Annotated in this window: 23 protein-coding genes; 6 read left to right on the top strand and 17 right to left on the bottom strand. The window is 69.0% G+C overall.

What is annotated here, in order from left to right; translation table 11 throughout:
* The first annotated feature begins 54 nt into the window (after nt 1–54).
* Nucleotides 55–696, top strand: coding sequence for a metallophosphatase domain-containing protein (locus ACOFKW_RS12000; RefSeq protein WP_419814386.1), 642 nt, complete (start codon nt 55–57; stop codon nt 694–696).
* Between the two features lie 149 nt (nt 697–845).
* Here the strand turns inward: ACOFKW_RS12000 and ACOFKW_RS11995 are convergent, their stop codons facing one another.
* From ACOFKW_RS11995 to glmM, 7 genes are all read right to left on the bottom strand, one after another.
* Nucleotides 846–1,871, bottom strand: coding sequence for a site-specific DNA-methyltransferase (locus ACOFKW_RS11995; RefSeq protein ID WP_419816931.1), 1,026 nt, complete (start codon nt 1,869–1,871; stop codon nt 846–848).
* A gap of 271 nt (nt 1,872–2,142) precedes the next feature.
* Nucleotides 2,143–2,748, bottom strand: coding sequence for a ribonuclease HII (locus tag ACOFKW_RS11990; RefSeq protein WP_419814385.1), 606 nt, complete (start codon nt 2,746–2,748; stop codon nt 2,143–2,145).
* Nucleotides 2,745–3,515 carry a bifunctional hydroxymethylpyrimidine kinase/phosphomethylpyrimidine kinase gene (thiD, locus tag ACOFKW_RS11985; protein WP_419814384.1) on the bottom strand — a complete coding sequence of 257 codons (771 nt, stop codon included), beginning with the start codon at nt 3,513–3,515 and terminating at the stop codon, nt 2,745–2,747. Before thiD ends, ACOFKW_RS11990 begins: the two co-directional genes overlap by 4 nt.
* Nucleotides 3,512–3,760 carry a DUF2442 domain-containing protein gene (locus tag ACOFKW_RS11980; RefSeq protein WP_419814383.1) on the bottom strand — a complete coding sequence of 83 codons (249 nt, stop codon included), beginning with the start codon at nt 3,758–3,760 and terminating at the stop codon, nt 3,512–3,514. Before ACOFKW_RS11980 ends, thiD begins: the two co-directional genes overlap by 4 nt.
* Nucleotides 3,744–3,986, bottom strand: a complete 243-nt coding sequence (locus tag ACOFKW_RS11975; RefSeq protein WP_419814382.1) for a DUF4160 domain-containing protein — start codon at nt 3,984–3,986, stop codon at nt 3,744–3,746. Before ACOFKW_RS11975 ends, ACOFKW_RS11980 begins: the two co-directional genes overlap by 17 nt.
* Nucleotides 3,986–4,204 carry a DUF1272 domain-containing protein gene (locus tag ACOFKW_RS11970; protein ID WP_419814381.1) on the bottom strand — a complete coding sequence of 73 codons (219 nt, stop codon included), beginning with the start codon at nt 4,202–4,204 and terminating at the stop codon, nt 3,986–3,988. Before ACOFKW_RS11970 ends, ACOFKW_RS11975 begins: the two co-directional genes overlap by 1 nt.
* Complete coding sequence (glmM, locus tag ACOFKW_RS11965; protein ID WP_419814380.1) at nt 4,204–5,553, bottom strand: phosphoglucosamine mutase; 1,350 nt, start codon at nt 5,551–5,553, stop codon at nt 4,204–4,206. The genes ACOFKW_RS11970 and glmM overlap by 1 nt, the downstream gene beginning before the upstream one ends.
* A gap of 47 nt (nt 5,554–5,600) precedes the next feature.
* Here glmM and ACOFKW_RS11960 point away from each other — a divergent pair, with 47 nt between their 5' ends.
* Entirely contained in the window at nt 5,601–6,596 is a 996-nt protein-coding gene (locus ACOFKW_RS11960; protein WP_419814379.1) for an aldo/keto reductase, read from the top strand.
* 41 nt (nt 6,597–6,637) lie between these two features.
* Here the strand turns inward: ACOFKW_RS11960 and ACOFKW_RS11955 are convergent, their stop codons facing one another.
* The 6 genes from ACOFKW_RS11955 to ACOFKW_RS11930 form a co-directional block, all read right to left on the bottom strand.
* Nucleotides 6,638–7,288: a DUF4142 domain-containing protein gene (locus ACOFKW_RS11955; protein ID WP_419814378.1), complete on the bottom strand. Its 651-nt coding sequence runs from the start codon at nt 7,286–7,288 to the stop codon at nt 6,638–6,640.
* 126 nt (nt 7,289–7,414) lie between these two features.
* A complete protein-coding gene (locus ACOFKW_RS11950; protein ID WP_419814377.1) occupies nt 7,415–8,224 on the bottom strand; it encodes an SDR family NAD(P)-dependent oxidoreductase in 810 nt (269 codons plus the stop codon).
* A gap of 1 nt (nt 8,225) precedes the next feature.
* Nucleotides 8,226–8,909 carry an NnrU family protein gene (locus tag ACOFKW_RS11945; protein WP_419814376.1) on the bottom strand — a complete coding sequence of 228 codons (684 nt, stop codon included), beginning with the start codon at nt 8,907–8,909 and terminating at the stop codon, nt 8,226–8,228.
* A gap of 7 nt (nt 8,910–8,916) precedes the next feature.
* The gene (locus tag ACOFKW_RS11940; RefSeq protein WP_419814375.1) at nt 8,917–10,209 is read right to left on the bottom strand and encodes an amidohydrolase family protein; all 1,293 of its coding nucleotides are present in this window, start codon (nt 10,207–10,209) and stop codon (nt 8,917–8,919) included.
* The gene (locus ACOFKW_RS11935; protein WP_419814374.1) at nt 10,206–11,645 is read right to left on the bottom strand and encodes an amidohydrolase; all 1,440 of its coding nucleotides are present in this window, start codon (nt 11,643–11,645) and stop codon (nt 10,206–10,208) included. Before ACOFKW_RS11935 ends, ACOFKW_RS11940 begins: the two co-directional genes overlap by 4 nt.
* Complete coding sequence (locus ACOFKW_RS11930; RefSeq protein ID WP_419814373.1) at nt 11,645–13,414, bottom strand: peptide MFS transporter; 1,770 nt, start codon at nt 13,412–13,414, stop codon at nt 11,645–11,647. Before ACOFKW_RS11930 ends, ACOFKW_RS11935 begins: the two co-directional genes overlap by 1 nt.
* Before the next feature lie 98 nt (nt 13,415–13,512).
* Between ACOFKW_RS11930 and ACOFKW_RS11925 the strand changes: the two genes are divergently transcribed.
* The 3 genes from ACOFKW_RS11925 to cysQ are packed head-to-tail and all read left to right on the top strand — an operon-like array spanning nt 13,513 to nt 15,305.
* A complete protein-coding gene (locus tag ACOFKW_RS11925; protein ID WP_419814372.1) occupies nt 13,513–14,091 on the top strand; it encodes a nitroreductase family protein in 579 nt (192 codons plus the stop codon).
* Nucleotides 14,092–14,149: 58 nt separating this feature from the next.
* On the top strand, nt 14,150–14,503 hold the full coding sequence (locus ACOFKW_RS11920; RefSeq protein WP_419814371.1) for a GntR family transcriptional regulator: 354 nt from the start codon (nt 14,150–14,152) through the stop codon (nt 14,501–14,503).
* Nucleotides 14,504–14,522: 19 nt separating this feature from the next.
* Nucleotides 14,523–15,305: a 3'(2'),5'-bisphosphate nucleotidase CysQ gene (gene cysQ, locus ACOFKW_RS11915; protein ID WP_419814370.1), complete on the top strand. Its 783-nt coding sequence runs from the start codon at nt 14,523–14,525 to the stop codon at nt 15,303–15,305.
* A 1-nt stretch (nt 15,306) separates the two neighbouring features.
* Here the strand turns inward: cysQ and ACOFKW_RS11910 are convergent, their stop codons facing one another.
* Nucleotides 15,307–16,488 carry a class I SAM-dependent RNA methyltransferase gene (locus tag ACOFKW_RS11910; RefSeq protein WP_419814369.1) on the bottom strand — a complete coding sequence of 394 codons (1,182 nt, stop codon included), beginning with the start codon at nt 16,486–16,488 and terminating at the stop codon, nt 15,307–15,309.
* The gene (locus tag ACOFKW_RS11905) at nt 16,485–17,858 is read right to left on the bottom strand and encodes an NAD(P)H-hydrate dehydratase (protein ID WP_419814368.1); all 1,374 of its coding nucleotides are present in this window, start codon (nt 17,856–17,858) and stop codon (nt 16,485–16,487) included. Before ACOFKW_RS11905 ends, ACOFKW_RS11910 begins: the two co-directional genes overlap by 4 nt.
* 84 nt (nt 17,859–17,942) lie before the next feature.
* Here ACOFKW_RS11905 and ACOFKW_RS11900 point away from each other — a divergent pair, with 84 nt between their 5' ends.
* Nucleotides 17,943–18,158: a hypothetical protein gene (locus ACOFKW_RS11900; RefSeq protein WP_419814367.1), complete on the top strand. Its 216-nt coding sequence runs from the start codon at nt 17,943–17,945 to the stop codon at nt 18,156–18,158.
* A gap of 3 nt (nt 18,159–18,161) precedes the next feature.
* Here the strand turns inward: ACOFKW_RS11900 and ilvD are convergent, their stop codons facing one another.
* Both ilvD and ACOFKW_RS11890 read right to left on the bottom strand, forming a co-directional pair.
* Nucleotides 18,162–19,877 carry a dihydroxy-acid dehydratase gene (gene ilvD / locus ACOFKW_RS11895; RefSeq protein ID WP_419814366.1) on the bottom strand — a complete coding sequence of 572 codons (1,716 nt, stop codon included), beginning with the start codon at nt 19,875–19,877 and terminating at the stop codon, nt 18,162–18,164.
* Nucleotides 19,878–19,944: 67 nt separating this feature from the next.
* Entirely contained in the window at nt 19,945–22,203 is a 2,259-nt protein-coding gene (locus tag ACOFKW_RS11890; protein WP_419814365.1) for a PQQ-binding-like beta-propeller repeat protein, read from the bottom strand.

Here is a 22,203-nt window from a genome sequence, read left to right as displayed (position 1 = left end):
GCGCAAGGCCCGGCGGTTTGCGGTGCAGCCGACGATGTTGGTACAAGCGGCCGGATGGAAACCAGCGTCACGGTGATCAGCGATACGCACTGGCGGCACGAGGAAATCGACCTCCCGGGCGGCGACCTGCTGATCCACTGCGGCGATATGTTCAACCTGTTCGGCGAGCCTTCGCAGCAGGTCTCGGCGATGGACGAGTGGTTCGGGCGGCAGAAGTTCGAGCGGATCCTGTACACCGGCGGAAACCACGACCGCGTTCTCGAGACCGAGCTCAAGCGGCGGCCGCAACCGATGCAGAACGCCCATTTCCTCAAGGACGATCTGGTCGAGTTCCGGGGCCTGTCGATCTACGGCGCACCCTGGGTGCCGAACCTGCCGACGCATGCGTTCGCGAAACGGCGACCGGCGCTGGTGGAAGCCTGGGCGCGGGTGCCGGCCAGCGTCGATGTGCTGGTGACGCATACGCCGCCGTTCGAGATCCTCGATAGTTCGAGCCGCGGCCAGTCGCACGGCTGCCCGTCGCTGGCCGCGGAACTGGCGCGCATCTCGCCACGCGTGCACTGCTTCGGGCACGTCCATGCCGGTGCGGGCCAGCGCCAGATCGGGGAAACGCTGTTCATCAATGCGTCGTCGATCGAGAGCGGGACGGATCGGGTGCGGGCGCCGGTAAGGTTTGTGCTGGCGGCTAGGGGGTGAGCCTGCCTGCCCCCTCCACCATGCGAAGGCATGGTCCCCCTCCCCCTGACAAGGGGGAGGATTTAGAAAAATCGCGCCCCGCTTAGATCCTCCCCCTCTTCAGGGGGAGGGGGACCGCGCCTCTTCAGGCGTGGTGGAGGGGGCCGGCCTCAGACCGCCGCCGCAGCCCGATACGCCACTCGCTTCGCATCGAGCACGACCAGCGTCTCGCCCTCCTCGACATGCCAGAAGGTCCAGCCGTTGCACGCCGCCGCACCCTGCGCCGCCGCGCCGATCTGGTGGATCGACCCTGCCGTACCGTCCCGCTCGACCGAGCCATCGGCGCGCACGCGGGCCCGGTGGCGGCGTTGCGCATCGACCAGCATCGTGCCCGGCCGGATCATGCCGCCCTCGACCAGCGCGCCGAACGCCACCCGCGGCAGTCCGCGCGCGCCTTCGCTGACCGCCATGTCCCCGCCCGACAGCGGCAGCAGCGAGTCGATGCGGGCCTGGGCGACGCGGACGTATTTTTCCTCGCGCTCGATGCCGATCCAGCGGCGACCGAGCAACTTGGCGACCGCGCCCGTCGTGCCGGTGCCGAAGAACGGGTCGAGGACCACGTCGCCGGGCTGGGTGCAGGCGAGCAGCACGCGGTACAGCAGCGCCTCCGGCTTTTGCGTCGGGTGCGCCTTGACGCCGTCGATCTTCAAGCGCTCGCCGCCGGTGCAGATCGGCAGGACCCAGTCGCTGCGCATCTGCAGGTCTTCGTTGAGCGCCTTCATCGCGTGATAGTTGAACTGGTAGCGCGCGTTTTCCGACTTGGCGCACCAGATCAAGGTCTCGTGGGCATTGGTGAAGCGCGTGCCCTTGAAGTTGGGCATCGGGTTGGCCTTGCGCCAGACGATGTCGTTGAGGATCCAGAACTCAAGGTCCTGCAGCGCCGCGCCGACGCGGAAGATATTGTGATAGCTGCCGATCGTCCAGATCGTGCCGTCGTCCTTGAGCACCCGCCGCGCTGCCTTGAGCCAGGCGCGGGTGAAGGCGTCGTACGTCGCGAAGCTGTCGAACTTGTCCCAATCGTCGTCGACCGCATCGACCTTGCCGCCCTCGGGCCGGAGCAGGTTGTGCTGGAGCTGGAGGTTGTAGGGCGGATCGGCGAAGACCAGGTCGACCGACTTCTCGGGCAGGGCATTCATCGCCGCGATGCAGTCACCGGTGATGATCCGGCCGGTTTCGATTGTCACGAATGTTCGCCCCCAGCGGTGTCGGGCGAACCATGAATCAGCGACGACTCCGGCGTCAAGGGCATAGCCGAACGGTCATGATTCAATGGTTTGCCGGCGAAGTCTGAAATTCGACTCGAGCAACTAGGGGTTGAGTCCCGGAGCGCCGCGGACTCCCACCCCTAGCGTGTGTTGCGCAAAAGACTCATGGCCGGGAGAACGGTGGCGGACCCGAGACCGGCGCTCAGGCGCCCGCCGCCAGCACCTCGCGGACCGGCGCGAAGCTGCGGCGGTGGTGGAGCGTCGCGCCGAGGCTGCGCAGCGCCCGGCCATGCTCGGGCGTGCCATAGCCCTTGTTGGTGTGCCAGCCATAACCGTCATGGGCCTGCGCCAGCTCGATCATCATGCGGTCGCGCGTCACCTTGGCAATGATCGAGGCGGCTGCGATCGACACGCACAGCGCATCGCCCGAGACGATGGTCTGGGTCGAGCGCGTCCAGCGCGGCTTGCGATTGCCGTCGACCAGCACGTGCGCGCAATCCTTCGGCAGGGCGGCGACGGCGCGCTCCATCGCCAGCATCGTCGCCCAATGGATGTTGATCGTGTCGATTTCCTCGACCGTGGCGATGCCGACGCCGACCTCGGCGCAGTCGATGATCGCCTGCCACAGCTCGGCTCGGCGTTCAGCGGTCAGCTGCTTGGAATCGTTGAGCCCGTCGGGAATGCACCCGGCGTCGAGGACGACCGCGGCGGCGACCACCGGGCCGGCCCAGGGCCCGCGCCCGGCTTCGTCGACACCGGCGACGCGTCCCGGGAACGCCGCTTCACGCGTGTAGCAGGGCCCGCTCATGGCACGCCCAGCGGACCGTGGCCGGCGCCGAAACCCGGCGCGGCGAGGATCGCCGCATGGACGTGATCGCGCGCGATCCGCACCGCCTCCGCCAGCTCCAGCCCGCGCCCCAGTCCGACCGCGACGGCCGAGGCCAAGGTGCAGCCGGTACCGTGGGTGTGCCGCGTCTCGATGCGCTGCGAGGTAAAGCGGGTCTGGCCGTCGCGCGTCACCAGCCAGTCGGCGATCTCGTCGCCCGGCATATGCCCGCCCTTTGCCAGCACGGCGCGGGCGCCCTGCCCGATCAGTTCCTGCGCTGACAGCACGACGTCGGCCTCGTCCTCGATCTCGATCCCGGTCAGCGCGGCAAGCTCGGGCGTGTTCGGCGTCACCACCGTCGCCAGCGGCAGCAGCGCGAACAGCGCCGCGACCGCCTCGTCGGCCAGCAGCACCGCGCCGCCCTTCGCCACCATCACCGGGTCGAGCACGATCGGCAGCTTCAGGCCCCGCAGCGCGCCGGCCACCGTCGCGATCAGCGCCGCGTCGCCGAGCATGCCGATCTTGACCGCATCCGCGCCGATGTCGTCGAGGCAGGCCTGCATCTGCGCCGCGACGATCTCGGGCGGGATCGCGTGCACCGCGCTGACGCCCAGCGTGTTCTGCACCGTGACCGCGGTGATCGCGGTCATGCCGTAACCGCCGAGCGCCTGGATGGTCCGCAAGTCGGCCTGGATGCCAGCGCCACCAGAGGAGTCGGAGCCGGCGACGATGAGGATGCGCGGGATCACGCGGCGGCGTGCATTCGCCGCGTCTGATCGCCCAGCCCAAGAAGCAAACCCTGGACGGAAACATCTTCGTCGATCGCCCGCCAATGGATTCCCCGCCGGCTCAGCTCGAACGCTTCTCTTTGGTCGGGTGTGGCATTCAACAAGCGAGGAAACCAAGCGATCGGCACACCGAGGATCCGTCCGTCCGAAAGTTCGACCCACATCGAATCTTCATCGAAGCGGACGCTTTCAGGTGAAATACTCATTCCACTTCCTCTCTATCCGATCGCGCTCGCGGGCTACCAAGAGCGCAGCTTCACGCAACTCACGGGTCTTCAAGCCATCGTTATAGCCCAAGGTCACGAACGGGCGCAGCCAGAACTTGGCTTCGTCTCGTCCTCGCTGAACGTGAATATGGGGCGGCTCACGCGGCGTCCCCTCGTTGGAGTAGAAATGACAAACAAAGCCGCCTTCGCGGAAAACCTCAGGCATCAACCTTTGGCCACGAACCGGCGCTTCGTTCCCGCCGGGTGCTTGGCCAGCCGCGCAGCCGAGCGGACCGGGCGCCGCTCGAGGTTGCCGCCGCAGTTCGGGCAGTCTCCCGTCCCGCAATCCGCGCAGAAGGTGCATTCATAGCTGCAGATCATCGCCACCGCCTCTGGCGGCAGGTCGATGCCGCAGCGCTCGCAGTCGGGGCGGAGTTCGAGCATCAGGCGGCGGCGCGTTCGACCGCGGCGCAGATTTCGTCGACGACCTCGGTGACCAGCCCCAGATCCTCGCCCTCCGCCATGACGCGGATCAGCGGCTCTGTGCCGGACTTGCGGATCAGCAGGCGACCGGTGCCGTTGAGGCGCGCCTCGCCGGACGCGATGACCTGCTGGACCGCGGCGACCTCCAACGGCGCGCCGCCCTTGAAACGGACGTTCTTGAGCAGCTGCGGCAGCGGGTCGAACAGGTGCAGCACCTCCGACGCGGGGCGGCCGCTCTCGACCAGCACCGCCAGCACCTGCAGCGCCGCGACCAGCCCGTCGCCGGTGGTCGCGTAATCCGACATGATGATGTGGCCCGACTGCTCGCCGCCGATGTTGAAGCCGCCGCCGCGCATGCGCTCCAGCACATGCCGGTCGCCGACCGCGGTGCGCTCGAGGCTGAGACCGATGCCGCCGAGATAGCGCTCCAGCCCGAGGTTCGACATCACGGTCGCCACCAGCCCGCCGCCCTTGAGCGCCCCCCGTGCCTGCCAGCTGCCGGCGATCAGCGCCATCAACTGGTCGCCGTCGATGATGCGCCCCTTCTCGTCGACGACGATCAGCCGGTCGGCGTCACCGTCGAGCGCGATGCCGATGGCGGCGCCCGACGCCACGACGCGCTCCTGCAACAGCTCCGGGTGGGTCGAGCCGACGCCGTCGTTGACGTTGAAGCCGTTGGGCGACACGCCGATCGACTCGACGTCGGCGCCGAGCTCCCACAGCGCCTCGGGCGCGACCTTGTAGGCGGCGCCGTGCGCGCAATCGATGACGATCTTCATGCCGTCGAGGCGCAACCGATCAGGGAAGGTCGCCTTGGCGAAGTGGATGTAGCGGCCCTGCGCGTCGTCGATGCGGCGGGCGCGGCCGATGAGCTCGGGCTTGGCGAGTTCGGGCTCGACCTCGATCAGCGCCTCGATGGCGTGCTCGTCGTCGTCGGACAGCTTGTAGCCGTCGGGGCCGAACAGCTTGATACCGTTGTCGTAGAACGGGTTGTGGCTGGCCGAGACCATCACCCCGATATCGGCGCGCATCGAGCGGGTCAGCATCGCCACGGCGGGTGTCGGCATCGGCCCGAGCTGGACGACGTCCATGCCGACGCTGGTGAAGCCCGCGGTCAGCGCCGATTCCATCATGTAGCCCGACAGGCGGGTGTCCTTGCCGATGACGACGCGGTGCTTGTGCGAGCCCCGGAGGAAGTGAGCACCCGCCGCCTGGCCGACGCGCATGGCGATCGCCGCGGTCATCGGCTCGGTGTTGGTCAGGCCGCGGATACCATCGGTGCCGAAATAACGGCGAGGTGATTTTGTCATGCCGGCGTTCTAGCGCTAACCGCGGAGCCGCGAAAGGAACTCGAAAGATGTTGAAGCGCAATCTTGGCGACGGCCTGGCCGTGTCGGCGCTCGGGCTGGGCTGCATGGGCATGGCCGGGACTAGTGCCGCGATGTACGGCGCCGTCGACGAAGCCGAGGCGGTGGCGACGGTCCACCGGGCGATCGACCTCGGCATCACATTCTTCGACACCGCCGAGGTCTACGGGCCCTACGCCAACGAGGAATTGCTGGGCCGAGCGATCGCCGGGCGCCGCGACGGGCTGGTCATCGCCACCAAGTTCGGCTTCCGCATCGTCGACGGCAAGTCGGCGGGCACGAACTCGCGACCGGAGAATGTCCGGGCGGTCTGCGAGGCCAGCCTGAAGCGCCTGAACATCGACGCGATCGACCTGTTCTACCAGCACCGCGTCGATCCTGCGGTGCCGATCGAGGAGACGGTCGGCGCGATGGCGGAACTGGTGCGCGAGGGCAAGGTCCGCCACCTCGGGCTGAGCGAGGCGGGTGCGGGGACGCTGCGACGGGCGGTGGCGGTGCATCCGATCGCCGCGCTCCAGTCGGAATACTCGCTGTGGGAACGCGAGATCGAGACCGAGATCCTGCCGGCGTGCCGTGAACTGGGCGTCGGCCTGGTGCCGTTCTCGCCACTCGGTCGCGGTTTCCTGGCCGGGGCGGCGAAGCGGGCGGAGGACTATCCCGACACCGATTACCGCAAGCGCGACCCGCGCTACCAGGGCGAGAACTACGACGCCAACATGCGTGCGGTCGAGGTGGTGAAGGCGGTTGCCATGCGCCACGGCGTCAGTGCGGCGCAGGTCGCGCTGGCGTGGCTGCTGGCCCAGGGTGACGACATCGTGCCGATCCCCGGGAGCAAGCGGCGGGTGACGCTGGAGGACAGCGCCGCGGCGGTCGATGTCAGGCTGAGCACAAACGACCTTGCCGAACTGGATCGCGCCTCACCCGTCGGCGCAACGGCCGGGCCGCGTTATGGCAACCCGGCGATGATCGCGGCGGCGCGGATCTGAAAGCAAAAAGCCCCCGGGCGGTAACCCGGGGGCTTATTAGCTTAGCGTGACGCGAGGCTGGCGGGGGCGAGGCCCTTGGCCTCGGCGAAGTGCTGCTCGATCGTCGGCACGTTGGCGGTCGCGACGGCCTTGAGTGCCTCATCCTGACCGACATTGGCGAAGCCCTTATTGAGCGACCAGGCCTTTTGATGCGCCGTGATCTGCTGCGTCAGGTACAGGTTGTCGAAGCTCGCGGCCGGCGCGTCCTCGAGCTGCTTGATCAGCGCGACGTTGCCCGGCGACAGGCGCGTCGTCGGAGGCACATACTCACGCGTCGGGTTCTTCAGCGACGCCTGCAACGACGCCAGGATCGTCTGGTGCGAGTCGAGCATTTGCTGGGCGTAGGTCTTCACGTCCGGGCGCGTCGCCTTGCGCAGCGCGACCTTGGCGGCATCGATCTCGTAGTTGTTCGCATCCCAGGCCCAGGCGACATAGTTCGGCGCTGCGACGTCGGTCATCGGCTGGACGCCGATATCGGCGGCGCCGGTCGCCGCAGGGGCAGCAGCAGTTGCGGGGGCGGCGGCGGCTGCAGGAGCCGCGGTTGCCGCGCCAGCGGCGGGTGCGGCGGGTGCCGCCGGTGCAACCGTTTGTGCGACGCTGGCAGTACCGAGCATCAGAATCGCGGTGGTGGCAAGAAGGGCCTTGTCAAACACGGTGCATCTCCAATTGTTACGTTTTTAGAGCGACTGCTCCGAAGCAAATCACAACATGAATATAACATGGAAACAGTATTGCCGTTCCTCGACTAGTCCGGCGTACTGGCTCGCTTTAACCCGTAACTAGGGCAATCCGGCGGCAGCCAGCCGGGCACCTTTCGTTGCCATCAGGTCGAACAGCTTGTCCGGATCGTTACGTTTCAATGCCAGCAATTGCGCCACCGGTCCATTATCCACGACGATCTCGCGGACGCCGTTCGACATGTTGTCGATGATGATCGCCGCCGCAATATCCGGCGCCATGCCGCCCTCGATATCGGCGTCGCTGGTGCCGCGCTCGGCGCCATCGCCGGTCAACGCCGACACGGCGATGCCGGTGCGGATGAAGCCCGGTGTCACTGTCGTCACCCGTACCCCGGCATGCGCGACCTCGGCACGCAGGGCGTCGAAATAGCCCATCATCGCGTGCTTGGCGGCGCAATAGCCGGTGCGCAGCGGCGAGCCCATCTTGCCGGCGGCGGAGCTGATCGCCACGAAATGCCCGTCGCCGGCCTCCAGCATCGCCGACAGCAGCAGCTGCGTCAGCCGCAGGGGCGCGAAGAAGTCGACCTCCATCAGCTGGCGGTACACGGCGAATTCGGTGTCCTTGCCCAAGCTGCGCTGCGAGATGCCGGCGTTGTTGACCAGCATGTCGACCTTGCCGCGCCAACCCTGCGCCTGCGCCACGACGACGGGCAGCGCGGCATAGTCGGTCGCCTCGAACGGCAGCACCAGCGTGTTGCCGATGCAGGTTGCGGCGACTGCTTGCAGCGCCTCGACCCGGCGACCGGACAGGATCAGGTTGGCGCCGCGCTCCGAATAGGCCCGGGCCAGCGCTTCGCCGATGCCCGATGATGCACCGGTCACCCAGATCGTCCGGCCGACGATTTCCATCTCAAAAGCTCCAGAACGGCAGCAACGGCCCACCGAGATATGGGTGCGCCCAGGTCGCGACGACGAACAGCAGGACGCCGCCCAGCGTCGCCACCGCGCCGGGGTACAGGGTGCCGATGGCGGCGCGCCCGCGCAGCTGGTTCATGAACGGCACGAAGCTGGTGGCGCGCTCGTGGACGCGCCAGGCCTCGCCCATCTGGCCGCGCTTCTTGCCGTCCTGGCCGCGCGCGCCGACCAGCGCCAGGACGCCGATGGCAGTGCACAGCAGCACCGTCCGCGCGTCGCCCGACACCCAGGCATGGACCACCGCCCAGATCGCGAACGACCACATCATCGGGTGGCGGGTGATCGCCATGACGCCGCGCGGCGCGCTGCCCGCCGGTGCGCTGGGGGCGCCCATCAGTGCCGGGTTGGGCGCGGTGACCGAGCCGATGAACAGGATCGATGCCAGCAGCATCAGCGGCACCGCGGCCCACCACGCCCAGGCCGGCGCCGGCCACATCAGCAGGCCCGACGGCGCCCGCCGGCAGGCCCATACCGACCAGCCGAGCGTCACCACGGCGACCAGCGAGTAGAGACCGGCAAAGCCCTTCTCGCCAAGGCGGGCGACCAGCGGGGGCCGCAGCGGATGCGACAGCAGCAGGTGCGTCCCGACGAACGACAACAGCGCGGCCAGCAGCATCATCGCGTCTCTACCTTCGATATTGGAGCGGTGCTTCCTGCATCTTCAACCCGAGATAGCGATCGCGCAACTCGGTCTGACGCGAGGTCATCGGCTGGCGCACGCCGTCGATCAACACGGCGGTCGGGGCGGAGGTCAGCTCCAGCGGATCGCCGTCCCAGACGACGACATCGGCGCGCTCGCCGCTCGCCAGCGTGCCGGTGTCGGTCATGCCGAAAATCGCCGCCGGGGCGCTGGTGACGGTGCGTAGCGCCTCGTTCCAGTTCAGCCCGACGCCGCCGGGAACGCGCGCCTGCGCGACCAGATTGCCCGCGTAGTTGGGCAGGTCGCGGGCCTGGAAGCTGGCATCCTGCTCCAGCAGGCCGAGGCCGACGACGACGCCCGCCTTGACCAGCCGCCCGACGTTCGACTTGGTCGAGGCCAGCGATTCAAAGCTGTTGGGATTGTCGAGCATCGGCTGGGTGATGACCGGCACCTTGGCCGCGGCGATGCGGTCGGCAACCAGCCAGCCTTCGCGCGCGCCGAACAGCACCAGCTTGAGCCGCGGGAACTCGGTCCGCAGCGCCAGCACGTTGACGATGTCCTGCGCCCGCTCGACATGCACGACCAGCAACTGCCGGCCCTGCACCACCGGCACCAGCGCGGCGGCGTCGAGGCGGGTGACCAGCGAGTCCCGGTCGCGGCCGCTTTCGAAGCGCACCGGCGCGAGGGCATAGCGCTGCGCCTCGTCGAGCGCGTTGCGGAAGTTCAGGAACGCCGCGGGACGCGAACCACCGGCGGAGCGCGAGCCGCGCTCGCCGAGCTCGACGAACTGGAAGGCGCGCGGCCGGGTCACCGGGTCGTAACCGGCGGCGAGGCTGATCACCGCGCCCTGCCCGCCGAAGATCGCCTGGCTCGCGGCCGGGCGCACGGCGGAGCGGGTGACGCCGCCCTGACGCTCGACCGCGACGTTGACGGCGCTGCCGTTAAAGCCGGGTGCGAGGTCGATCGCTGCGGAAAACGGCGAGCGCGAGGCGCCGCTGTCGTTGGTCTCGTCGACACCGTCGACCTCGGAGATGCCCATCGAGGCCATGGCGGAGAAGATGCCGGGGGTGACCCATTTTCCGGTCGCGTCGATGACGCTGGCCCCGGCCGGGACCGCGACGTCGCGGCCGACGGCGACGATGCGCCCGTCGCGAACGACGACGGTGCCGCCTTCGATGACGGTGTCCGCGGTCGCGACCTTGCCGCCGGTGATCGCGATCGTCTCGGCCGCGACCGGGCTCGCCAGCACCAGCGCGGCGGTGATCAGCAACGCCTTCACTTGACGTCTCCGGAGCCGGGCTGGCCGAGTTCGAAGTCGGTGCGCGGGCGCTTGTTGGGGTCCGACCAGTCGTACATCACGGCGCCGTCGATCCAGATCTTCTCCGGTCGCGAATAGACCGAGAACGGCTCGCCGTTCCACAGCACGACATCGGCGCGCTTGCCGGGCTCGAGGCTCCCGGTCTCCTTGTCGATGCCGAGGCCCTTGGCCGGGTTGAGCGACAGCCACTCCCAGGCGTGCTCCGGCGTGATCGTCAGCCCGGCGCGGCGACCGGCGGCGATGGCCTTGGCAGCCTCCTGGTTGAGGCGCTGGATGCCGTCGGCGTCGTCGGAGTGGATGGCGACACAGGCGCCCGCGGCGTCGACGAAGGCGGCATTCTCGCGGATGCCGTCATAGCTTTCCATCTTGAAGCCCCACCAGTCGGCCCAGACCGCGGCGCAGATGTCGTTGGCCTTGAGCAGGTCGGCGATCTTGTAGGCCTCGACGGCGTGGTGGAACGCCGTGACGTGATAGCCGAACTCCTTCGACATCGCGATGACGTTGGCCATCTCGTCGGCGCGGTAGCAGTGGTTCTCGACCAGGATGTCGCCGTTGAGGACGCCCATCAGCGTGTCGTTGGCCAGTTCGCGCCGAGGTGCCTCCGTCGGGCGGGCGTTGCCGGCGTTGGCGCGCCGCGTATAGTCGTCCCAGCGCCGCTTGTAGCTGACCGCGTCGGACCAGACCTGGCGGTCGACCGCGATGTTGCCCATGCGGGTCTGCGGCGACTGGCCCTTGCTGCCATAGACGCGCTTGGGGTTCTCGCCGCACGCCATCTTCAGGCTGGGCTTGGCGCCCGGGAACTTCATGTCCTGCGCGGTTCGCCCGAGCACGTTGCGCACGGTGACGCCGCGGCCGCCGAACAGGTTGGCGGAGCCGGGCAGGATGTGCAGCGTGGTGACGCCGCCGGCGAGCGCGCGGGTGAACTGCGGGTCCTGCGGCCAGATCGAATGCTCCGCCCAGACTTCGGAGCGGTTCGGCCCGGTGGCCTCGTTGCCGTCGCTCAGCGCCTCGACGCCCGGCGAGGGATAGTCGCCGAGGTGGCTGTGGATGTCGATGATGCCGGGAGTCACCCATTTGCCGGCGGCGTCGACGACCTGTGCACCCGCCGGGATGGCGACCGCCTGGCCGATCTCGGCGACCTTGCCGTTCTCCAGCCGGACCATGCCGCCGAGCAGCTTGCGCCCGGCGCCGTCGTAGATGTTGGCGTTCCGGATGACCGTCGTCACCGAGGGATAGGGCCGGTACGTCGACGGATAGGGGTCCGCCGGGATCGACACGACTTCGCGCGGCGCCGCAGCGGCGGGGGGCGACCTGCCCGATGCGGTGGCGGCCGGACCCGCGGGGTGGGTCGCGCAGGCTGCCGTCAGCAGCAGCGCCGCGAGCGTGAGATTGCGCATCAGTCGACCCCGTGCATCCAGCGCTTGATCAGCGGCGACAGCCCCAGCAGCACCAGCCCGATCACCGCCGAGACGATGCCGATGGTCTGGAAGACGCCGGCGTAGGTTTCCAGGCTGACCTTCAGATTGGTCACCTGCCCGCCGACCGTCTCGACGCTGGCGACCTGCGCGACGACGCCGGCGACATATTGCGCGCAACTGATCGACAGGAACCAGACGCCCATCATCAGCCCGACGATGCGCGCGATCGACAGCTTGGTGATCATGCTCAGCCCGACCGGCGAGATGCATAGCTCGGCGGCGGAGTGGATGAAGTACAGGCCCGCCAGCCACCAGACGCCGACCTTGAAGTCGGGCCCGGCGAAGTTGGTGCCCCAGACCAGGAACAGGAAGCCGGCGCCGACGCCGATCAGCGCCAGGCCGAATTTGATCGGGATGCCGGGCTCGATGCCGCGCCGGCCGAGGGTACGCCACAGCACGCTGAAGATCGGCGCGAGCAGGATGATGAAGGCGGCGTTGAAGAACTGCGTCTGGCCGGCCGAGATGCTGAACAGCCCGAAGATGCTCATGTCGGTGTTGCGGTCGGCGAACAGCGTCAGCGACGATCCGGCCTGCTCGAACAGCGTCCAGAACACGACGTTGAAGACGATCAGCACCATCGCCGCGCCCATCATCTGGAACTCGGCGCGCGTGCCGACGCGGTAGGCCCAGATCGGGATGCCGATGATCGACAGCAGGAAGGTGAAGAACAGCACTTTACCGAGGATCGGCAGGCCCAGGATATAGCCGCCGATGCCCTGGCCGGCGACCGGCTCCGGGGCGTTCATCAGGTTGGTGAACAGGAACCACATCACCGGGATCGACAGCAGCGCGGCGCCATAGATCAACAGGCTCTTGTCGCCGCCGGTCTGTGGCGGCGGATCGCCGACGCCGGCCAGCTTTGGTCCCGCGAACTGGATCAGCGCCCAGGACACCGCCATGCCGATCGCGGCTAGGCCGAAGCCCGCCCACCAGCCAAGGCCCTGCCAGCTGCCCATGCCGACCGCCAGCACCGGGCACAGCAATTGCGAGAACAGCGAGCCGATGTTGATGCCCATGTAGAAGATCGTGAAGCCGGAATCGCGCCGCCGGTCGCCCACCGCGTACAGGGAGCCGACCATCGTCGAGATGTTGGGCTTGAAGAATCCGTTGCCGACGGTGACTGCCGACAGGCCGATCAGCATCAGCATGGTGTAGAACGGGCTGCGGTCGCCGCCGGCCTCGAAGCCGCCCTTGGCGATGGTGCGGTCGGTGTTGCCGTCGGGCGCGACCAGGTCGATCGTGCCGTCGTCGCGGCCCTTGATCGCCAGTCGCTTAGCGCCGTCGAGGACATATTGCTGCTTGCTGCCGTTAGTCTTGTCGACCTGCACTTCATAGCGTTGGCCGTCGATCGTGGCGAAGGGCTTGGCCGCATCGCCGCCGAAGCACAGCGTCAGGTAACCCAGCGACATGACGATGGCGCCGAACTTCACCGAGCGCTTCGAACCGAGGTATTTGTCGGCGATCAAGCCACCGACCAGCGGGGTCAGGTAGACCAGCGCGGTGAAGCCGCCGTACAGGCTGGTGGTGGTGCTATCGCGGAACAGGAAATGATCGGCGAGGTACAGCGTCAAAAGCGCCCGCATGCCGTAATAGCCGAAGCGCTCCATCGCCTCGGTGGTGAACAGGCGCGCCAGTTGTCGTGGATGCCCGAACCAGGTTTCGCCGCTAGCGGCGGGAATGCTTGCCATGTGGATTCCGTAATGAGGGCGATCGGCCTGAGCCGATAATGCCGTCACAGTAGCGCGGCAAACTTGCGGAGCAAGGGGGCGGGTGTTAGCGCCGGGGCATGTTCAACGACCGCTCGACGCCCCTTAGCCTGCTCGCCACCCGCCGCTCCGGAAAGGCCCGCGACATGGCCGAGCCCGGTCCGACGCCGGGCCAGCTGGAACGGCTGCTGACCGTTGCCGCGCGGGTTCCCGACCACGGCAAGCTGGCACCGTGGCGCTTCGTCACCATCGCCGCCGACCGGCGCGAGGCGCTCGCCGACGTGCTGGAGGCCGCGTACCGCGCCGAGGCGGGCGATCCCGGCCGGGTCGCGCTTGCCGCGGTGCGCGAGTTCGCCACCGGCGCGCCGTGCCTGGTCGTGCTGATGGCCAAGCCGCTCCAGCTCTCCAAGATCCCGGTGCGCGAGCAGGAGCTGTCGGTCGGCGCCGCCTGCGGGATGCTGTGCGCGGCGGCCTCGGCGATGGGCTTCGTCGCCAACTGGCTGACCGGTTGGGCGGCCTGCTCCCCGGGTGTCGCTGCGGCATTGTGCGAACCGGGCGAGAGCATCGCCGGCTTCTTCTTCATCGGCACGCCGACGCGCGAGCTGGAGGAGCGGCCACGCCCCGACCTGACGACCGTGGTTCGCGCCTGGGAAGGCTGAGGCGTACTAGGCGTCTGGGACAGTTGACGCCACGCTGTAATAGCGCGATACGACACCTGTGTTCCACGGCGACCGCCCCATCTACCTGCAGATCCGCGACATTATCGTCGCCCGGATCATCGACCGCGGCGGCTCGGGCTCCAGCGGCGACGGTGAGCAACTGCCCTCCGTCCGCGCGCTGGCGGCGGAGCTCGAGGTCAATCCGCTGACCGTCGCCAAGGCGTACCAGGAACTCCAGGCGGCCGGGCTGGTCGCGGCGCGCAAGGGCGTCGGCCTGTACGTCGAGGCCGGGGCCCGGCTGGCGCTGTTGCGGACCGAGCGGGCGGCGTTCCTCAAGAACGAATGGCCGCACATCGCGGTGCGGATCGAGCGTCTCGGCCTGACACCATCGGACCTGTTCGCCGACGCCTGAGCGCGCTAGACCGGTCTGCATGACCGACCAGCTGCTCGAATCCCTCATCCCCGCCGTCCGCGCCGCCGGCGTGCTGATCGAGGAGGTTCGCACGCGCGGCTTCGAAACCCGTGGCAAGACCGACGCCTCCCCGGTCACCGAGGCCGACGAGCGCGCCGAACTGCTGCTCACCGCCGCGATCCGGGCGCTGGACGATGCACCGATCGTCGGCGAGGAGGCGCACGCCGCCGGCCACCGCCCCGATAGCTGCGCCCGTTTCTGGCTGGTCGATGCGCTCGACGGCACCAAGGACTTCATCGCCGGGCGCCCGGCCTATTCGGTCAATGTCGCGCTGGTCGACCGCGGCGTGCCGATCCTGGGGCTGGTGCTGAGCCCGCGCGACGGCATGTTGTGGGCCGGATCGCTGGGCCGCGGCGCGTTCCGCCAGGCCGAGCCGAATGGCCCGCGCGAGCCGCTGCTGACCCGCCCGCTGCAGCCGATGCCGGTCGTCGTCGTCAGTCACAGCCATATGGACCCGGCCACCGCCGCCTGGGTCGACTCGCTCGGGCAGACGCAGCTGGAACCGGCCGGGTCGAGCCTCAAGTTCTGCCGCCTCGCCGAGGGTTCGGCAGACGTCTACCCGCGCTATGGCCCGACCTGCGAGTGGGACACCGCCGCCGGCCATGCCGTGCTGCTGGCTGCCGGTGGCGCGATGCGCGACCGCGACGGACGCGAATTCGGCTATGGCAAGGCCGACTATTTCAACGGCGGCTTTCTCGCGGTCGGCGATCCCGCGGCGTTCGAGCACCTGCCGGCGCTGTAGCTCAGCGCCGGAACTCGGCGACCAGTTCGAGGTGCGTCGACCAGCGGAACTGCCCGACCGGCCAGATCCGCCCGATGCGATAGCCGGCCTCGACCAGCACGCGAGCATCGCGCGAGAAGGTGCTGGGGTTGCACGATACCGCGACGACGATGGGAACCTTCGACAAAGCGATCTGCTCGACCTGTGCCGCCGCCCCGGCGCGCGGCGGATCGAATACCAGCGCATCGAAGCGGTCGAGCTCGGCGGGCAGCAGAGGACGGCGGAACAGGTCGCGGTGCTCGGTCAACAGCAGCTTGCCCGCTAGCCGCGCCGCCGATTGCAGCGCCACCGTCGCTGGACCGCCGCCATCGACCGCCAGCACCTTGGCATGCGCCGCCAGCGGTAGCGAGAACGTACCGAGGCCGCAGAACAGGTCGGCGACCTTGCCGGCACCCGCCGTCGCCGCCAGCACGGCCGCGACCAGCGCCGCTTCGCCGTCGCGCGTCGCCTGCAGGAAGGCAGCGGGAGGCATCGCGACGGGCACGCCGCCGAAATGCATTACCGGCTCCGACGCCAGCGCCATCGTCTCGACGCCACCCTCGTTCTCGACCGAGAGGCGCGCCAGGCCGTGGGCCGCGGCAAAGCGGGTCAGGCGCTCGATCTCCGGCAGGGAGTTCGCGGCGACGTTGGAGAGCAGCACGTCGATGCCGCTGTCGGTCGCGGCCAGCGTCACCCCGGCGCCCTGCCCGTCCTTCATCGCCTTGCCGAGCAGCGCGCGCAGCGGCGCCACCAGCGCGAACAGCTCGGGCAGCAGGACATGGCATTCGTGCAGGTCGATGATGCGGTGGCTCGCCTCCGACGCGAAGCCGAGCACCGTCTGGCCGCGCTTGACCGCATGCAGCGAGGCGCGGCGGCGGGTGCGCGGCGGCGACAGGTGGACCGGCTGGATCGACCCGATCGGGATGCCGGCCAGCGCATGCTCGATCCGGGCGAGGGCCCAGCGCGCATAGGCCGGATCGGCGACGTGCTGGAGCTGGCAACCGCCGCATTCGGGGAAGTGGCGGCACGGCGGAACCTGGTGGTCGGGGCCGGGGATCAGCGTGCCGTCGGGCTCGACGCGGTCGCCCGGGACGCCGAACGCAATGAAGCGACCGTCGTCGGTGACGCCGTCGCCGCGCGCGCCGATGCGGACGATCTCGCTCACAGGCCGGCCAATGTCGCGGGGATCAGGCCCGGCATGTCGTCCGCCGTCAGCCCCGGGCCACCGCGTACCCCAAGGTCGCCGTGCAGCCAGACTCCCGCACAGGCCGCGTCGAACGGCGACAGGCCCTGGGCGAGCAGCCCGGTGACGATCCCGACCAGCACGTCGCCCGAGCCGGCGGTCGCCAGCCACGGCGCGGCGTGCCGGTTGATCCGGGCGCGGCCATCGGGCGCGGCGATGACGGTATCGGGGCCCTTGAGCACGACGACCGCGCCGCTGATCGTCGCGGCGGCGCGCGCGCGTTCGACCTTGGACCCCGGCAGGTCGCCGAACAGGCGGACGAACTCGCCCTCGTGCGGGGTCAGCACCGACGCTCCCGCCAGTGCCAGCGGGCGGCCGGCGAACAGCGTGAAGACATCGCCGTCGAGGACCAGCGGGATCTCGCCCTCCAGCGCGGTCCGGACCAGCGAGCGCGCCAGCTCGTCCTGGCCGAGGGCCGGACCGAGAGCGAGCGCCGTCAGCCGACGGTCGAGCAGCAGCGTCCTGAGCGCAGCGGGCGTGTCGGTGCGGCGTAGCATCACGGCATCGAGGCGCGCCGCATATTCGGCCACCGCATCGCCGCGAACCGCCAGCGTCACCAGCCCGGCACCGGCGTGCAGGGCGGCGCGGGCAGCGAGCCGGGCGGCGCCGCCGTGTCCCGCCGGGCCACCGACGATCAGCGCAGAGCCGCGCGAGAATTTGTGCGCGGACGCGGCGAGCGCCGGGCAGGCGGGGCGGGGATTGGCGGCAAGCTGCGAGTCCGGCTGGCCGAGCCCGATGTCGGCGACGACGACGCGCCCGCAGCGCCCGGCGGCGGGAAACAGCAGGTGCGCCGGCTTGAGCGCGCCGAACGCGATGGTCAGGTCGGCGTCGAAGGGGCAGCCGAGGTCGCGACCATCGTCGGTGCCAACACCGCTGGGCAGGTCGAGGGCAATCCGCAGCCGCGCGTCGCCGCCAAGCCGCTGCAGGCCTGCGACATCCTCGTCCGACAGCGGCCGGGTCAGGCCGGTGCCGTACAACGCATCGACCAGCGCGCGGGCGGGCGCCGCGTCGCCGGGACCGACCACGGCGCCGTGCCAGTCGGCAGCAGCGGCGCGGCCCGGATCGCTGGCCGGGGCAGCGAAGGCGACGACCTCGACAATGACGCCCGCCTCGCGCAGGTGGCGCGCGACGACATAGCCGTCGCCACCATTATTTCCCGGGCCGCACGCCACTGAAACCGACATTGGTACGTTATAGGACAGGATCGCCCGTGCGGCGGCGGCTCCGGCGCGTTCCATCAAGGTTCGGGCCGCGGATCCGCCGGCTATGGTCGTCGCCTCGACAGCACGCATTTCGGCGGCTGTGAGGATCGGACAGGGGGAACGACTTGCCAAGCTCACGTCCATTGGTAATTGGGCCGTCCGTATCGGGGGTGCATGATGTTCCGTAGCCTGTTTGTCGTCGTGCCGCTCGCGCCGCTGGTGCTGGCCGCCTGTGCGCCATCCCCATTGTACGTCGGCAACGCCCACGCCGCCGTCAGCCGTGACGAAGTCCCCCGCGACGGCCGCGGCGAGCCGATCCTGTCGGCGATCCGCCCGGTCCCGGTCAGGGCCGCGCCACCGTCGCCGGTCGTGCCGCTGTACCCGAAATAGGCGTCAGATATCGGCGAAGACGTGGCGCTCGGCCCGCGCACCCGGGTGGGTCAGAGCGCCCTGCCGCGCCGGGCCGACATTCTGCGCGTAACGCCATAGCGTCCCTGAGCCATAGGCGTTGAGCCGTGGCTGCCACGCCGCACGCCGCACTGCGAGCACGTCGTCGGCAACCTGCAGGTCGATCGTCCCCGCCTCGGCATCGATGCTGATGATGTCGCCGTCCTCGACCAGCCCGATCGGGCCGCCGTCCGCCGCCTCCGGCCCGACATGGCCGATGCAGAAGCCGCGCGTCGCACCGGAGAAGCGCCCGTCGGTGATCAGCGCGACCTTCTCGCCCATGCCGAGGCCGTACAGTGCCGCGGTGGTCGACAGCATCTCGCGCATGCCCGGGCCGCCCTTGGGACCCTCGTAGCGGATGACCACGACCTCGCCCTCGCGGATGCTGCGCGCCTCGACCGCGGCGAAGCAATCCTCCTCGCAGTCGAAGACCCGCGCCGGGCCGGTGAACTGCAGGCGGTGCATGCCCGCGACCTTGACGATCGCACCGTCGGGCGCGAGCGAGCCGCGCAGGCCGACGACGCCACCGGTCGGCGAGATCGGGTTCGACACCGGGCGGATGACCTGCTGGTCGTCGCGCCACGTCACGTCGGCAAGGTTCTCGGCCAGCGTCTTGCCGGTGACGGTGATGCAGTCGCCGTGCAGGAAGCCGCCGTCGAGCAGCGTCTTCATCACCATGTAGATGCCGCCCGCGTCGTACAGGTCACGAGCCACGAAGCGCCCGCCGGGCTTGAGGTCGGTGATGTAGGGCGTCTTCTTGAAGATCTCGGCGACGTCGAACAGGTCGAAGTCGATGCCCGCCTCGCTCGCCATCGCCGGCAAATGCAGCGCGGCGTTGGTCGAGCCGCCGGTCGCGGCAACCACGGTGGCGGCGTTCTCGAACGCCTTGCGCGTGCAGATGTCGCGCGGACGGATGTTCTTCTCCAGGCACAGCATGACGGCCTTGCCGGCTGCGACGGCCAGCTCCTCGCGGCCGCTGTAGGGGGCGGGCATCATGTTGGAATTGGGCAGCGACAGCCCGATCGCCTCGGCGACGCAGGCCATGGTGTTTGCGGTGAACTGGCCACCACAGGCACCGTGGCCCGGGCAGGCGACCTTCTCCAGCGCGGTCAGGCGCGACAACGGGCAGGCACCGGCGGCGAATTGGCCGACCGCCTCGAACACGTCGACGACGGTGACGTCCTTGTCCTCGAAGCGCCCCGGCAGGATCGAGCCGCCATAGACGAAGACGCTGGGCACGTTGAGGCGCAGCATCGCCATCATCATGCCGGGCAGGCTCTTGTCGCAGCCCGCGAACGTCAGCAGCGCGTCATAGCTATGGCCGCGCATCGACAGCTCGACCGAGTCGGCGATGACCTCGCGGCTGACCAGCGACGACTTCATGCCCTGGTGGCCCATGGCGATGCCGTCGGTGACGGTGATGGTGTTGAAGCGCCGCGGCGTGCCTCCCGCCGCGATCACCCCGGCGCGCGAGGCGTCGGCCTGGGCGTCGAGCGTGGTGTTGCAGGGCGCGGAGTCGTTGCCCGCCGATGCGACGCCGACGAACGGCTTGGCGATATCCTCGGCGGTCAGGCCCATCGCGTAATAATAGGACCGGTGCGGCGCGCGCTCGGGCCCCTCGGTCACGTGGCGGCTGGGGAGGCGTGATTTATCGAAGGTCATGGCGCGGTGTTTGAGCGGTTGGCGGCGCGTGCGTCAAGATGGTCGGGGTACGCGCACTTGTCGTGGTTCAGTCCGGCAGGCCGAAGACGTACAGCGCATAGCCGGTCGCGGGCCGGTGCACCTCGGTCAGCATCGTGCCGGGCTTGAGCTGTGGACTGCCGCCGCCGAGCGCCGTGGTCACCGCGATATACTGCTTGCCGTCGACCATGAAGCTGACCGGGAAGCCCTGCACCGTCGTCCCCAGCCGGGTCTTCCACAGCGTCTTGCCGTCGCGCACATCGATGGCGCGGAAGACCCGGTCGAAATCGCCGACGAAGGCGACATTACCGCCGGTCGAGACCACCCCGGTCAGGAACGGCGCGCGCTGCTGGAACGACCACAAGGGCTTGAGGTCGCTGGTTCGATAGGCCGACAGCCGCCCGAGGTTGCCGTCCGATCCCGGCATCTCGAAATAGGTCTGCGAGCCGTTGCCCAGCATGAACACGCAGCTCTGGCTGAGCGGGATGATCAGCGCGTCGGTCGGCTGGTGATAGCTGGTCGACTGCCAGTCATGGCCGCCCTCCGGCCCGGGGCAGGACGACAGCCACTGGTCGAGCTTCTGGTCGACGACGTCCTTGCGGTACGTCGGCAGGCCGGTCTTGCGATCGATGCTGGTGAAGACGTTCTGGAACACCGTCTCGCGGTGGTCGAGATACTTGCCGGTGACGCGGTCGAGCTTCCACAGGATGCCGGCCTTGCCGATGGTCAGCAGGGTCTTCTGGTCGCCGTGGTCGACCAGCACGCGCTCGAACACCTCGTCGAGGTCGAAGGTCTCGCCGGGCGAATGATTGTGCCACCACCTCAGCTTGCCGTCGTCGGGGTTCAGCGCCAGCGTCGAATTGGCGTAGTCGGTCGCGCCGTTGCCGCTGCCGCGCAGGTCGCGACGCCACGGCTTGGCCTGTGCGGTCCCCCAATAGGTCGTGTTAAGCGCTGGGTCATAGGTGCCGGCGATCCAGGTCTCGGCGCCCTTGCGCTCGTTGTCGGGCAGGTTGTTCCAGGTCGCGCCGCCGGGCTGGCCCTTCAGCGCGACGGTGACGAACTTCCAGTCGCGCTTGCCGGTCGCGGCGTCATAGGCCGAGATGTAGCAGTGGTTGTCATCGCCCTTGCGGCCGCAATTGGTCATGCCGACCAGGATCTTGCCGTGGATGATGATCAGGCCGCCGGTCGAGCCGCCGACCTTGGGATCGTCGGTGATCCGGGTCTTCCAGACCTCCTCGCCGGTGCGCGCGTCGAGCGCATAGATGCCACCCTGCGGCGTGTTGACGTACAGGTTGGTGCCATACAGCCCCATCGCCCGCGTCTCCTCGGTCGACGGGCCGGGACCCATGCCGCGTGGCGCCGGGCCGAGGCGGTTCTCCCACAGCAGCTCGCCCGATCTGGCATCGAGCGCCTGGATCGTGTTGGCGATGCCCCACATGTAGATGACGCCGTCATGGACGATCGGCGTGTCCTCCATCGTGCCGTTCTCCGGCATCGACCACATCCACTTGAGCTGCAGCCTGGCGACATTGGCGGTGTCGATCTGCTTCAGCGGGCTATAGCTCCAGCCCTGGTAGTTGCGGCGCATCATCAGCCAGTCGCCATCGGGCGGCGAGGTCAGCATCGCGTCGGTCACCGGTACGTAGTTCTTGATGTCGCCCTTGAACGTCAGGCCGAACTTCGACGGCAGCGTGAAGCGCCCGGGATCGCCGTATTTGACCGGCTGGCCCTTGGCGGCAAAACCGGCGGAGGTAGCGACCACGGGGCCGGCGGGTGGTGCGGCCTCCTTGGTGCCGGCAACCTGCGCTGCGGCTGCAGGCGCATTGGCCTGCGCTCCGGGTGCGGCAGGCGCCGATGCGACCGGACCGTTGGCAACGTCGGCGGGGATGCTGCCATCGGCGATCTGCCCGATCGCGACGGCGGTGGCGGGCGTGAACGCGGTGGTGCCGGCCTTCGCGCCATTGGCGTGGAGCAGATAGGCGACGATGTTGGTGTAGGTCTCGACCGGCAGGCTGCCGCCGGCGCCATAGGGCATGGAAGTGTGGACCTTGCTGTAGAGCTGGTCGGTAGTCCGCTTGCTCCACGCCGCGATGAACGACTTGCCGGCCAAAGGCAGCGCGTCGTTCATGCCGGCGAGGTCGGACTGATGGCAGGCTGCGCAGTTCTCGGCATACGCCTGCCGCCCGGCGTCGACCTGCGTCTGGGTGAACGCGCCGGAGACGCCCTGGCCGGAGGCGATACCGATCAACCCGACTGCCAGCAATGTCGCGACGCCGCCGCGCAGGACCGTCCTTGAACGCATCGCCAT

This window comes from Glacieibacterium sp. (assembly GCF_965200405.1).
Taxonomy (GTDB): Bacteria; Pseudomonadota; Alphaproteobacteria; order Sphingomonadales; family Sphingomonadaceae; genus Glacieibacterium.
The sequence above is the reverse complement of the archived record's forward strand: the minus strand, read 5'-3'. Positions and strand labels throughout refer to the sequence as shown.